General features: G+C 48.9%; 11 protein-coding genes and 5 pseudogenes. 7 read left to right on the top strand and 9 right to left on the bottom strand.

Features of this window, described 5'->3' with window-relative positions; translation table 11 throughout:
- The 7 genes and pseudogenes from ACYVDE_RS06230 to ACYVDE_RS06200 form a co-directional block, all read right to left on the bottom strand.
- Positions 1 to 182, bottom strand: a pseudogene (locus ACYVDE_RS06230) (hypothetical protein); the annotation flags it as partial.
- Positions 179 to 343, bottom strand: a complete 165-nt coding sequence (locus ACYVDE_RS06225; protein ID WP_460500618.1) for a hypothetical protein — start codon at positions 341 to 343, stop codon at positions 179 to 181. The gene ACYVDE_RS06225 and the pseudogene ACYVDE_RS06230, both read right to left, overlap by 4 nt.
- Before the next feature lie 180 nt (positions 344 to 523).
- Positions 524 to 640: pseudogene (locus ACYVDE_RS06220) on the bottom strand (IS481 family transposase); the annotation flags it as partial.
- A 57-nt stretch (positions 641 to 697) separates the two neighbouring features.
- Positions 698 to 2908 carry an asparagine synthase (glutamine-hydrolyzing) gene (asnB, locus tag ACYVDE_RS06215; protein WP_460500617.1) on the bottom strand — a complete coding sequence of 737 codons (2211 nt, stop codon included), beginning with the start codon at positions 2906 to 2908 and terminating at the stop codon, positions 698 to 700.
- Positions 2909 to 3130: 222 nt separating this feature from the next.
- Complete coding sequence (locus ACYVDE_RS06210) at positions 3131 to 3526, bottom strand: IS1 family transposase (protein ID WP_460500616.1); 396 nt, start codon at positions 3524 to 3526, stop codon at positions 3131 to 3133.
- 5 nt (positions 3527 to 3531) lie between these two features.
- Positions 3532 to 3690: a hypothetical protein gene (locus ACYVDE_RS06205; protein WP_460500620.1), complete on the bottom strand. Its 159-nt coding sequence runs from the start codon at positions 3688 to 3690 to the stop codon at positions 3532 to 3534.
- 99 nt (positions 3691 to 3789) lie between these two features.
- Positions 3790 to 3858, bottom strand: a pseudogene (locus ACYVDE_RS06200) (hypothetical protein); the annotation flags it as partial.
- 106 nt (positions 3859 to 3964) lie between these two features.
- Here ACYVDE_RS06200 and ACYVDE_RS06195 point away from each other — a divergent pair.
- The 7 genes and pseudogenes from ACYVDE_RS06195 (at position 3965) to ACYVDE_RS06165 (ending at position 11050) form a co-directional block, all read left to right on the top strand.
- Positions 3965 to 4960 carry a hypothetical protein gene (locus ACYVDE_RS06195; protein WP_460500615.1) on the top strand — a complete coding sequence of 332 codons (996 nt, stop codon included), beginning with the start codon at positions 3965 to 3967 and terminating at the stop codon, positions 4958 to 4960.
- The gene (locus ACYVDE_RS06190; protein ID WP_460500614.1) at positions 4953 to 8084 is read left to right on the top strand and encodes a lantibiotic dehydratase; all 3132 of its coding nucleotides are present in this window, start codon (positions 4953 to 4955) and stop codon (positions 8082 to 8084) included. Before ACYVDE_RS06195 ends, ACYVDE_RS06190 begins: the two co-directional genes overlap by 8 nt.
- A gap of 215 nt (positions 8085 to 8299) precedes the next feature.
- Positions 8300 to 9511 carry a glycoside hydrolase family protein gene (locus tag ACYVDE_RS06185; RefSeq protein ID WP_460500613.1) on the top strand — a complete coding sequence of 404 codons (1212 nt, stop codon included), beginning with the start codon at positions 8300 to 8302 and terminating at the stop codon, positions 9509 to 9511.
- 79 nt (positions 9512 to 9590) lie between these two features.
- Positions 9591 to 9881, top strand: coding sequence for a transposase (locus ACYVDE_RS06180; protein WP_460500612.1), 291 nt, complete (start codon positions 9591 to 9593; stop codon positions 9879 to 9881).
- A gap of 241 nt (positions 9882 to 10122) precedes the next feature.
- The gene (locus tag ACYVDE_RS06175) at positions 10123 to 10551 is read left to right on the top strand and encodes a transposase (RefSeq protein ID WP_460500610.1); all 429 of its coding nucleotides are present in this window, start codon (positions 10123 to 10125) and stop codon (positions 10549 to 10551) included.
- Positions 10552 to 10563: 12 nt separating this feature from the next.
- Positions 10564 to 10764, top strand: a pseudogene (locus tag ACYVDE_RS06170) (integrase core domain-containing protein); the annotation flags it as partial.
- A 94-nt stretch (positions 10765 to 10858) separates the two neighbouring features.
- Positions 10859 to 11050 (top strand): class I lanthipeptide, encoded by a 192-nt coding sequence (locus ACYVDE_RS06165; RefSeq protein WP_460500609.1) that lies wholly within the window; start codon positions 10859 to 10861, stop codon positions 11048 to 11050.
- A gap of 714 nt (positions 11051 to 11764) precedes the next feature.
- Here the strand turns inward: ACYVDE_RS06165 and ACYVDE_RS06160 are convergent.
- A complete protein-coding gene (locus ACYVDE_RS06160) occupies positions 11765 to 12346 on the bottom strand; it encodes a transposase (RefSeq protein WP_460500619.1) in 582 nt (193 codons plus the stop codon).
- A pseudogene (locus tag ACYVDE_RS06155) lies at positions 12229 to 12480 on the bottom strand (DDE-type integrase/transposase/recombinase); the annotation flags it as partial. The pseudogene ACYVDE_RS06155 and the gene ACYVDE_RS06160, both read right to left, overlap by 118 nt.
- Positions 12481 to 12529 lie beyond the last annotated feature (49 nt).

Below are 12529 nucleotides of genomic sequence, written 5' to 3'. Positions count from 1 at the left end.
GTGTGGGCCTCGAAAATGGTCTTGGCCGCCGCTTGCCAGGCCGGCTGAGCCGCGGCAAGCGGCGGCTCAGCCGGCCGCTGGCGCCAGGTATAGTAGCCGCTCTTGCTCACGCCCAGTACCCGGCACTGCACCTGTACGGGCCACGTGTCGGCGTGGGCCATGATGAAGAGACAGCGTTTCATCGGCCCGTCGGAGAGGAGAAGATGGTCAGCGCTTTTTTTAAAATATCGCGCTCCTGCTCGGCGCGGGCCAGGGCCGTGCGTAGCTGCTGATTTTCGCGGGCCAGCTCACTACTGCCCCCGGCAGCTTGGCTACGGGCGGCCCGCACCCAGTTGCCGAGCACGGCTGCACTCAGGCCCAGGGCCTAGGCGACGCGGGTTTGGGCTTGCCCGTGCTCGACGACCCGGCGCACGGCTTCGCCGCGGTACGCCGCATCATATTTGTGCCGCGAGGCGGCTGCTTTGACTTCTTCCATGACACAAGAAAGTTAAGAATCCTGTGTCCATTTCTCCTCGACCAGCCCAGTCTTCGGGTTGATGCTGTAGCGCGTGGCTAAGCTTTGTAGGCTTTCCTGGCTGTGTCGGATAGCGCGCCGTATCGCCCCCGTTGTGCGGGCGCTGCCGTGGAGTACTTGTCCCATAGGTCGGTGCGAAATTCCTGCCCGGAAAATACACCATCACATCCTAGGACTATACATCTAAGAGTTGAACTTGATAATACCATAATCCAACGCCTCCTCTAAGTTGGAACGGATAGCTGCGGCGGCCAAACCAAGCGTTATTAGAATTTGAGACAAGGGCCTTATGCCATCAATCTGCAATATGACTCGTATCCAATCTGCGTAATCCTTTTTTTCGAGAATATATTCTAGCGAACCATTTAATGCTAAATGGACATTGCCGGTCAAATCGGTAAGTACTGTCACTTCATCTGCAAACCGCGGGACCCGCTCCAAATGCACTGTTTCTGTATGAGAACTGAGCAGCAGGCTTATGTCCTGTGTTTCATCCTGCTGAGCAGCAATATGGATTCGTTCGGCAACAATGGGAGATCCCGTGGACGGGACCGGTAGTTGATTCGCGGTCATTTTGGCTAACAAACCCATATTAATGATCGCAAGCAATTCGGGCAGCGCCTTGCATTCTATGTCAGCGGCCAAATCGTCCACGCTAGCTTCCAACGCCGCTCGGTTGAGGATGGAATGTTGTACGTCGGGCTCTCCCACGCTTTCATAAATGAGTTCACGGTTGTTTTTGATTAGAAGCCCGTACATCATCCGGTAAGTGTAGCGAGCATCTCGTCCTAAGAAGAAGGGAACTTTTGGTCTTTGACTTAGTCCCCCTATTTCTTGGGCAAAAGCATCACGTAATATCTGCTTATTCCAAAAAAGAGACTTGTAGTGCGAAGCGGGTATTCCTAGTGTATACTCTACTAACCTGTGATCTAAAAACGGCACCCGATTTTCAATACCATTCGCCGCGGCAGTCCGGTCTTCATGCCATAGGTTGTACATCTTTAGACTGTATTGATACATATTAGTATAGTATTCCCATGGATTATGATATGGTTTGGTTAGTTGCTCATTAGCTAAAAAATCTGTGCGCAGCAGATGGCTGTGGCGGAGATATCGGTTATTTGTGCCTTGTAAAAGATTATTGTGTTCCAGGTTGCGGAGTGTGAGCATGAAACTGTCCCAATTATTGCCTTGAGGCTTATAGCACGAATGCATTGGATTTACAAATGAATCACAGTAGCCCCCATTGAACTCATCACTGCCCTGACCTGATAGGATTGATTTGACTAGTGGTGAGTGCTGTTTAGCATAGCGGTGAAGTTCATATTTGTACAATTGCTCAGCAGCGCACGCCGGAGTCTCCGTGTACCAAAGCAGTTTTTTCCAATACTCAGCATTATAGGGGTGCTCCTGCCATCGGAAATTAACTTGATGATTCTCGAGCCCAAATTGCTGTGCTGCCTGTGAAGCGGCTAAGACATCACCATTCTGGTAAGTACTCTGGGAAAACACGGTATAGGCAGGAATCCGTCCCAACTGACCCGCAATGTATGCCACCACGACCGAATCAATGCCCCCGCTCAAAAACACACCGACGCCAGCGTCTGACATTAATTGTAACTGGGTGCTTTCTATTAGTAAGTCCTTGTAACCCCGAACGATATCAGCGATTGAACGAAAATCCTCCCTGCTTTGCTCTGCTGAATGATGCAACGACCAATATGCTCGAGTCGTCAGTTGATTTGTTACAGTTGAGTACTGTACATACTCGCCGCCATCTACGTTTACAATGCCTTTGTAAAAGGAAGTTAGTTTTTGGCCCTGGTTCACCTGATTCAACGAATGAGAAAGCGCCGTGGACCAGTCAAATTCTCGAGGGCAATCAGGATAGGGCAGCAGTGATTTTATTTCGGAGCCAAAAATGATTCGTTCTGCGTTTACATTATAGTAAAGCGGCTTAATACCTAACCGGTCGCGCACCAGATACAACTGCTGCTTTTTTTGGTCCCATAAGGCCAGCGCAAACATGCCATTCAAATACTGTAAGCACTCAATTCCGTATTCTTCGTAGAGATGTAATATGACTTCACAATCTGAAGCCGTTTTGAACGTATGCTTGTCTTTGAGTTTGCGTCGAAGCTCCTTGTGATTGTAAATCTCCCCATTTGCTACCAACACTAAAGAATTATCTTCATTCGTAAGAGGCTGGCCTCCATTCTTCAAATCCACAATCGCCAGCCGCCGGAAAACAAGCCCAATCTGTTCTGTTTGGTAATATTGCTCATCATCTGGGCCGCGATGAGCAATAGAGTTACCCATAGCTTCAAGGACTCCCCGCATTGATTCTCCTTTTCTCATGCCATTACGGCGCATAATTCCAGCAAAGCCACACATTGTAAATAGATTATCAGATTGCTTATGGATTAACACCTGTCGTTTAGCAATATCAGGCTAAATAAGTATTATTCAATCAACATTTTTTCAATCCAATGCATTGAAAGGGGTAATATGTTAAAACATAGAATATTGCCTTGGCAATTTATTTGCGCCTTGAAAGCCTATTTATGCTGTTACCTGAATAGTAAGCCAGTTGCGGTTAGAAAAGAGGGTGGGGGTTTAAATGGGGATGGATTTGCGATTGTGCTGGTCGATGCAAATTTTTAATCGGGCCGCATGCATGCGCAGTGATTTGCTAAAAGAGCAGGATTTGCGCACCAATACGCCGCAACGCTGGCGCAGGGAGCAATTGAGTGATTCGACGATGTTGGTTTGGCCTTCGCCCTTTGGGCAGGGCCGATACTGTCCGGTGGGCAAGGCTTGGACGTAGGCCGGAAACAGGTCCGTAAAATACCAGCAATGCCGACGGTAGCGCCTGGACAGGGCGGTCCAGAGCCGGCAGGCCGTGGCCGCATCGCGCCGGCCCAATACCCGGGCCACGACGCGGCGGCTGGCGCGTTCGACGGCCAGCCAGAGCCAGAACTTACGCCGTTTGCGGCCCACAAACGTCCACATTTCGTCTAATTCAAGCGCTTCCCACTGTTTTGTTGCGCCTTTTTCGAACGCAGGCGCGGCAGTGCCGGGCTGGCCGATTGCGCTTTTTTTGCCAGATTGGCCACCATCATGCGCGAGATGCCGGTCACGCGTACGATGCTGCGTTGCGAATTGCTCTCGGCCAACAGTTTCTCGACCTGGCCGTAGCGGGCGGTCTGCCCGGTGGCGGCGGGTACAAACCGGGTCTGGTGCTCGCAAATCGTGCAGCGGTAGCGGGCATGCCCGCCACTGCGGCCGTTGCGCTGAATGTGCGTGCTACCGCATTTGGCGCACGTATGTTGAGTTGTTACCATCAACCTTTTACGAAGTCCATCCTAACTTAGACCACCGCCAAATCTAAAGAATGCCAATCATGATTATATATTTGAGGTTTCTCTTCTACTTTAAGGTAAAGAAGCCATGAAGGATCTTGTTGCCGAGTTGCTGGTGAAAGTGATTTCCTTGCCGAGATCAACTTTTTTTATGCCCAAGCCGATTGCTGCCCCCATGGATTCAGTAATCGATAGCCTGCCACGTTACTATTCCGAGAAAGAGTGCAGCATCTTAGGCAAACTCTCACAATGTCAAGGCATTATTGTGCACCTTGTCAAAGAAGGAAACTTGACTGACGTTGAAGTTTATGCAGCTGCAGCCAAATACTTATTGCGTCAACTTAAAGGAGAATGCAAATCAATCGGCAAGACGTTTGTTTACCCTGCATTTTCTTTATATGCCTACAAGAACGGGAAGCAATACTTAGCCAAAAGATATATTAATCAAGTAATTGTAATTGATGACGTTCTCTGTACAAAGTTTCCAATCCTACACTTGCACAAATTACATCATTTAGCCAATAGAATCAATACTCATCTTCGCAGCGGGCAGGTGGATGCCGCTGCCAAAATTATTGCGGCAGTTATTCTATATTTATGTCAAGGAACAATTAACTCTGATTACGGCACCGGAAACAAAAAGCTGTTAAATCAACTATTTAGTAGTGTTGATGAAGGAAACGTAATATTATCGCTTTATAACCAATTCTTTCAGCCAATGATAACATTCCCTGAATTAGGGACAAAGGTGCTTCAGCAGTATGAAATGACTTTGTTATTGAACTCACCAATTAAAAGCTACGGGGCTATCGAGTCCAAGGGAGCTTTGATTGCATTCTTTAATATTAAAATGGATCTGCTGATGTTGCAGCTTGATCAAAAAAAGATACTTGATTTTTTCAAAAAATATCACAGCTATAATTTTGATATTCTCAAACTGATATTGTTAAGAGATTTTCACTTTGCCCTAAAGGATGGGGATATTAGTAAACTAGTGAATCAAGCCATGAGCAACCACTTAAATTTCAAATTCTTCTCTCAACTTTTTGTTCCTGAGAGTAGCACCTCTTGTCAACATGGATAAGTTTATAGTTAGAAGTCCGGCTTTTTCTCTTGACCTTTTAGTCAAATTGTATGAAGCAGCTGACCCAGTCGAATTCATCTTTACTTTTTTCAGTAAAAGTGATATCTTTCAGCAATCTATTTACCTTTATTCTAAAGAACTGTTTGCTGCTGCACTGCAACAGATTCAGCATGCAACACCAGTTAAGAAGCGTGAAGGCATTGCCTTGTCGTTAATAAAGTATTATAAACGTTGCTGTTATCGATGTACACCATTTGGTGTTTCCTCAGAAATCACAGTCGGGTATTTTGGCACACAAAATAGCTACAAACTGAAAGGCCATCGAGTTGGAGTTAAACTGGATGGCTATGTTCTCAACGCTATTCTAGAAGAAGTCGGGAAATGGTCTGAAATTAGGGATAATTTGTATTATTACCCAAATAATACACTGTACAGTTACAAGAAAGCCATTCGCTACGTTGACAGGTCTCTTAAAAACAATGCATTCAAATTTGATATCTGCACAATTGAAAGCTCTGTTTATGTTCGGAAGCTGATTCAGTTGGCCAAAAAAGGAGCTAGGCGAAAAGCGTTAACTGAAGCGATCGAAGATTTTGGTTTCACCACTGATGAAGCGTTGGAATTTACTGATTATTTGATAGACGAGAATATACTTAGAAATAGTATCTCATACCAAGCCACCAATCCACTGTTTGAAGAGAAGTTGCTATCATGTTTGAAAGATGCTGCTATCTTATCTGGTAGCTCGCGCTGTCAAGGGCTGATCGATATTCTCGTCGCTTATCAAGCGGCAAGAGATCAGTACACCGATGCATTTGCCGCTCAGGCACCTGCACTGGCCTACTTGCAACAGATTGATGCAATTCTGAAACCGTTTAATTTCAATACGAATAAGGCATCAGTCCAGGTAGATGCTTATGGAACCGGTACCCTTGGGCTCCCCAAGATGTTATTGGATAAATGCCAGGCACAACTGGAGAGTCTCATATACTTAAACAATGGTGTTACCCGTACTCCTGAGTTAGAAGCATTTCGTCACCAATTCAATGAAAAATACGGCCTGGCTTTAGTTCCGTTACTCGAAGCTTTAGACCCTCAGATTGGAATTGGCTATAATAATCCAGTGGCGCCTCCCTACTTGCTTGCTCAGATAGGAAGCGTAAGCACTGTGGTTAAGCAAGAGGTGCCCTTCACGGAATGGGACCGTTTTGTTTTGGCAAAATACAACGATTGCCTTACGAGGCATCAGGAACGGAAAGGGATAATAATTCGTAGTTCCGACTTAGAAACCTTCAGTTGGCAATCACCCCCAAACCGCGCGTATGGTTCGGCCGTGGTGGGCTGCCGCTTGATCGCGGGACACGAGCAGGATGTGATTACGGGTGATTTCCTGCTGGATTTGTGTTACCTCAAGCAAGGGTCTGCCGCTGATACATTTTCGCGTTTTGCATACAACTCACCAGATATTCAAGCGCTTTGCCAAGAATTGGTAGCAGTTGAATTAGACCAAGCAAGCTCGGGTACGGTTACTGCGGAATTAGTGCACTTAGCCCAACCCCGGCTGAGTAATATTCTCAACCGATCCGCGCTGCACAAATACGAAATTCCGATATACGATGCTGGCAGTCAATCGGGAACAACGTCGATTGCTCTTTCTGACCTGTATATATGCATCAGAAATGAGAAGTTGCTCATTGTGTCCAAATCGTTGAAGAAGGTAGTTGTCCCATTGCTCACCAGCGCACACAATCATGCTTTGATGACAATGTCTGTATATAACTTCTTAGGGTCATTGCAGCAGAAAAGATTTGTAACGGCCTGGAGTTGGGGGCCATTAAATGCTCTGCCTTACTTGCCACGGGTTACGTATCAAAATTTGATACTATCCAAAGCTAAGTGGCGGCTGGTATCCAGTGCTTTTGCATCAGGAAACAGCATTGATATACCGCGATTGTGCACTTATATATCGGATAATAAAATAGATCGTTATGTGACGCTGCACACTCAGGAGAATTCGGACAATATCCTGCCGCTTGATTTACATAACAGCGCTTCTCTGACAATATTAAGCAAAGAGCTGGCGGGTAATGCCAGCGTGGTGCTGTGCGAAGACCCCTCTTCTTTAGCAAGCAATATGATATATAGCAATGTAAATGGCAAAGTATCAGTTGAGTTGCACATTCCTTTCCATCCTGTTGTTAAAGCTACTAATAATGGGCCAGTATTGCCAACTTGGAAGAAAGCTGACTTCAAAAGGGTAGGGCATCCAGGTATTTCTGCCACCTCATTGTTACCGGGCTTTACTTGTCAATACCTGAAACTGTACGCCTCTCCAGAACTGCTCGAAAGCTTACTTGCTTTAAAGTTCCTGCCTTGGCTCACTAAATTGCAAAAAAATAATGTTATAAGTCATTATTTTTTTATTCGTTACGTTGACCCAGATTTTCATATACGTTTGCGCCTTTTTGGTAATCCGATCGATTTAAATGCATTGTTTGAGTCATTTGAAGCATCTTTCACCGAAGAAATTCTGTCAGGTAAGCTTGCTAAACTGCAAGTAGACACCTATGAGCGAGAAGTGGATAGATATGCAAACATGGTCCTAAGCGAGCAGGTCTTCTACCGGGACAGTCAATGCGCGCTAAAATTGCTAAAGTATATCCACAAGCTGCAAGAAAGTAATCTGAAGTGGCTCTATGCGCTCGCTGGAGTGCACTATATTCTTAATGATTTTAATTTTGTGCTTCCAGAACGTAAAGAACTGCTGGAATCCATCCGCGATTTTTACTTAAGTCAGCAGGATCAAGCTAGTATTACACAAGTTAGACGTAATACTAGCAACTTCTATCGGTCGCACAAAGGTGAAATCGTAGAGCTGTTGAGTTGTGCCAAAACATCCTACGTCTTCTTGCACGAAACCTTTAAAGAGAGGTCTAACCACCTCGCACCGCTAGTCGCCGAGTTGCGGTCGGAAGCAGTTGTTAGCAACGTCAAAAGCTTCATTCATATGAGCTTAAATCGGCTCTTCGACAGCCATGCCAATGAGCAGGAAACAATAATCTATGACCTGTTGCTTCTTTTTTATCGGTCAATTTCTCATACTAAAGATGTTGATGTGATTTAACCTACTCGTAAAGTGCTCAAACCAATATAAGCATGATCCACCCAAAAAATTAGTTAGGAAGATAATCTTTTGCCATCACCACCTTTTTTAATTAGGTAACCGCCGTTGATGCATAATATCGCCTCTTTTTTGTCTATTGACTTAATCGGAGCAGGTTGAGCACAACAGTGATATTGAAATCAGTACCGCATCGTTTTACAAGTAACTCGCATATCATGAAAAACAAAGTGCATCTGCTAGCTGACACACTGCTACGCTCCGACAATGGGCAAGGGGTTGGCCTTTTGCATGGGCAGGCTGGTATTGTGTTGGCTCTCGCTTACTATAAAGCCTATCATGCGCAATCATCGAAGGTTAAGCAGTTGCACGATGGCATTGGTACCCGAATTGAATTCTTGTTCTCGGCTTTAGAGAACCAGCCGCTTGATGCCTCTTTGGGTACTGGCCTAGCTGGGATCGCCTTCTCCTTGAAGAGCACTTCAGAGATGCATAACGGCGAATTTTTTCCACCATCCTACTTGAAGCCTATTGACCAGATTCTGACTCAGTCCCTCTTAGGGTACATCGATACAGGAGATTACGACTTGATACGGGGGGGCATCGGTGTTTTAATTTACCTACTTCATTACACCCGCCACGAAGGAGCCCTGCGCAAATTCATCTCGTTTCTGGCCAGTCAGGCAGTAAAGTATCAGGATCAGGAGCTGTTCTGGTACACCTTTAGTTACCATGAGGAATCGAGGGCACTGGTATACGACACATCGAGCTGCAACTTTGGTTTGGCGCATGGCATGGCAGGCATCATTTCTTCGCTAGCAGATCTATACAGACACGATGTTTGCCGTAAACAGTGTCTCACTTTGCTTTCTGGCGCAATCAATTTTATTGCTTCCAAGCATGATGCCGCTAGCGTCTGCGGTTTCCCAGGACGTTTACTCTTCAAAGATGCTGATGAAATTCGGGAGCCATCAAAATTAGCTTGGTGTTATGGCGACGCCGGAATAGCACTGGCGCTGCTCAAAGCTGGTAAGTATTGTGGAAAAAAGGAATGGATCCTACTTGCCAACCAAGTTGGAGAAGTAGCTTGCGCTCGCACGATTGACAATGCCGATCTTCGCGAACATAGTCTCTGTCATGGGTATTTAGGTACAATGCACCTATTCAACCGCCTATATTTAGCTACTGGCAAGAGTTCATACGCCAAGGCAATGCGATATTGGCGAGCGGTCTCTGCTGCCAATCTTGATTATGAAATCAGTAGTACAGGCTTATTCCAAGTGGATGTCACGATGGCGGATGCTGAAGTAAGGATCTGCCACAATGGTCTCCTGCAAGGGCTAGCAGGTAATCTGCTGTGCCTGCTATCAATGCAGGACGGCATCGCGTATCCCTGGGATAGAGCTTTCTTGACCAATATCGAATGCTAAAGGGGCTAACGAGTTAGTAGATTGGTTGTAGTACTCCCCAAAGTTTGGACAGTTTATGGCGGCTATCTTAGTCAATGCCATGACCTCGAAACGCACCCGTCGCCGCCTCACTGCTGAGTTCAAAGCAGAAGTGACTTTAGCCGCCCTGACGGAGCGGTACCCCCTGGCCGAGTTGGCCACGCGCTACCGGTTATCGGTGGATCAAATCAGCCGCTGGAAGACACAACTGCGCCAACACGCGGTACAAGCCTTCGTCGAGCCCGAGCCGGCCGTGGCGGCTGCGCCCGATGTCGAGCCGCTCTACGCCGCCATCGGCCGGTTGCAAATGGAAAACCAGTTGCTAAAAAAAATACTGCCGCCATGTGCATAGCCCAGCAACGCGCCCTAGTGCAGGCCAGCGGGGAAGGCTCGGTGCAGGCCCACTGCTAGGCCCTGGGGCTGGCCCGCAGCAGCTACTACTACCAGCCCCGGGGCGAAAGCGCCAAGAATTTGCGGTTGATGCGCCTGTTGTACGAGAAATTCACCTTGCACAACTTCAAAGGCGTGCGCGACCACCCGCGTCTGGCCGGCCACGCCGTCAACGAAAAGCGTGTGCGCCGGCTCGTGGGCTCATGGGCCACGAGCCGGTTTACCCCAAACCGCGCCTGAGCGTGCCCGGGCAGGGCGTCACGCCCTATCCCCACCTGCTGCGGGACCGCCCGGCCACGGCCCTGAACGAAGTGTGGAGCACCGACATCACCTACGTTCCCATGGCCCGGGGCTTTCTCTACCTGGTGGCCGTGCTCGACTGGCACGCGCGGTACGTGCTGAGTTGGGAACTCTCCAACACGCTCGACGTGGGCTTTTGCCTGAAGGCCCCGGGCCAGGCCCTGTGCGGGGTACCGGCCCCGTTCATCTTCAACTCCGACCAGGGTACTCAGTTCACCAGCCAGACCTTCGAGCAGGCCCTGCTGCAGGCCGGCTGCCGCATCAGCCGCGACGGACGCGGACGCGCCACCGAAAACTCCTTCATCGAGCGCCTGTGGCGCTCGGTCAAATGAGAATGCGTCTACCTCAATCCGGCCACCGACGGCCAGCACCTCTACCAACAATTGCAGGCCTACTTCACATACTACAATCACCACCGCCCCCACCAGGCGCTAAAAGGTCAAACCCCTGCCCAGGCCTTAGCCCAAACCTCTCCCTTCAACCCCGCTTCAATTTGCTTAACAAACCCGCTTAAACTGTCCAGTTTTTGGGGAGTAGTACACTAAGTTAGACCACCGCCACATTTTTTTATATTCTGATTCTTGCGTTTCCAAAGATTATTTCTAGATTTGCGTATCCACATCTCTAACAATTTTACTTATGAAAAAGTCACCACTCAAAATCAACAAGAAGACCATTGCTTCCATTTTGGATAATGACCAAATGCAAGGTATCAAAGGGGGCTACTTCTTCTCCTTAGTAAGCGGTTGCTCTTCGAGCCTGTGTGTGTCTCATAATAATGGTTGCGGTGTTGCCGTAACCCTGTTGAACGACTGCTGCCCAGTTTTCTAAGTTTTGCTGGAATACAATCCAAGCACTGTGGTGATAAGGGTTCAAACCTAGGTTTGCACATATAATATTTTCAACTTGCAAACCGAATTTCCACATTCTCCTAATGCAAAAGGACGTTTCCAGTGAATCTGGAAACGTCCTTTTGCATTAGGAGAATGTGCTATATTACCACATGGCCGTATTGCTTGCCTTCTGATCGTGCATAATCGCGAGTTGTGACTTGCCGGATACAATACCGCAAGATTTGGTCAATGTGGTGTAACCGCTTTTATAAGTTGAGCACGTCACAAATAACGCCTATCGCCACTATTTACGGCAATAAGGCGTCTCGACTTCCTTTAAAAAGCTCGACGGGCAGAACAATACTCCATTGCATCAGCGCATCCTAGGCTCGCGGCGCTGCCCACCCAGTTCGGCTTTTCCTGATCCCGGTGTTAGGACAGCGCGAACTGCGGCTTTAGCAGCATGTAATTTTTGTGCTGGCTGGCATACGCGGTTGCCCCACTGGGGTTGCCCAGCGTCAGGTGCTCCGGCAGCACCGCGGTGGCGGGGGCTGACGGGGCGGGAGCCCGGGATGTTTGACAGCAGACGGCTACCAGCACCAGCAGGGAAAACAGCCAGCAGCTGAGTGAAAAATTCTTTAGAGCCTGTTAAAATTTAAGGGTAAGGTGTCGAATGCTGGATAGGAGGATGGTTACTTCGGGACTGGTGGTTTCACATTCGTAGTCTCGGCTCAAGCGTCGGTCCCATTGCAATCAGCTGATGGAGCGCTCGACCACCCAGCGAGTGGGCACGGGGGTAAAGCCGCCGTTGCCCGTGAGCCCGGGGGCGTTTCCATGGGCTGGTCCAGTAGAAACGGACAGTGAGCTGAGGTAGGTTGGTTTTCAGGTCCTGTTCAAATTGGTGGGGTGAGCGGTAGCCGAGCGCGGAGTGGTGGCGGTCGAGGTTGAAGTATGTGTCGAGGTAGTGGGCCACTTCCAGCCGGGCTTCTTCCAGCGAGGCAAAAGGACTGCCACCGGGCAATAATTCGGTTTTGAACGTGCTCCAGCCAGCCTCGGCCTGTGCGTTATCGTAGGGGTTGCCGGGCCGGCTAAAGCTGGGCTGGCCCCCGGCTTGGGCGATGCGGGCGCGGCAGGCCGCACTCGTGTACTGGCTGCCCCTGTCGCGTGCACGATGAGCCCCGGCGCGGGCTGACGCAGCGTCAGGGCTTGTTCTAGGGCGTGGAGCACCAGTTCGGTCGGCATATGGGCAGCCAGGTGCCAGCCTACCACGCGCCGCGAGCAGGCATCGCGCCACGTGGCCAGGTAGCACCATCGCCCGCCCACCAGAGGCAGATACGTGATGTCGCCGACCCAGACCTGATTCGGGGCGGTGGGGGCCGGCTGGCCCAGCAAGCGGTTCTCAGCCACCACGGCCGCCGAGTCGGCCACGGTGGTGCGCGGCCGGTGCGGGCGGGTGCTCAAGGCCAGCAGCCCGTGC

This window comes from Hymenobacter agri, assembly GCF_054778495.1.
Note: the sequence above shows the minus strand (reverse complement) of the source record. Positions and strands in the feature narration are given on the sequence as shown.

What these genes read in the sequence shown, in the direction of transcription:
- asnB (WP_460500617.1), bottom strand. Translation starts at nt 2,908, where the DNA reads ATGTGTGGCTTTGCTGGAATTATGCGCCGTAATGGCATGAGAAAAGGA.
- ACYVDE_RS06210 (WP_460500616.1), bottom strand. Translation starts at nt 3,526, where the DNA reads ATGTGGACGTTTGTGGGCCGCAAACGGCGTAAGTTCTGGCTCTGGCTG.
- ACYVDE_RS06195 (WP_460500615.1), top strand. Translation starts at nt 3,965, where the DNA reads ATGAAGGATCTTGTTGCCGAGTTGCTGGTGAAAGTGATTTCCTTGCCG.
- ACYVDE_RS06190 (WP_460500614.1), top strand. Translation starts at nt 4,953, where the DNA reads ATGGATAAGTTTATAGTTAGAAGTCCGGCTTTTTCTCTTGACCTTTTA.
- ACYVDE_RS06185 (WP_460500613.1), top strand. Translation starts at nt 8,300, where the DNA reads ATGAAAAACAAAGTGCATCTGCTAGCTGACACACTGCTACGCTCCGAC.
- ACYVDE_RS06180 (WP_460500612.1), top strand. Translation starts at nt 9,591, where the DNA reads ATGACCTCGAAACGCACCCGTCGCCGCCTCACTGCTGAGTTCAAAGCA.
- ACYVDE_RS06175 (WP_460500610.1), top strand. Translation starts at nt 10,123, where the DNA reads ATGGGCCACGAGCCGGTTTACCCCAAACCGCGCCTGAGCGTGCCCGGG.
- ACYVDE_RS06165 (WP_460500609.1), top strand. Translation starts at nt 10,859, where the DNA reads ATGAAAAAGTCACCACTCAAAATCAACAAGAAGACCATTGCTTCCATT.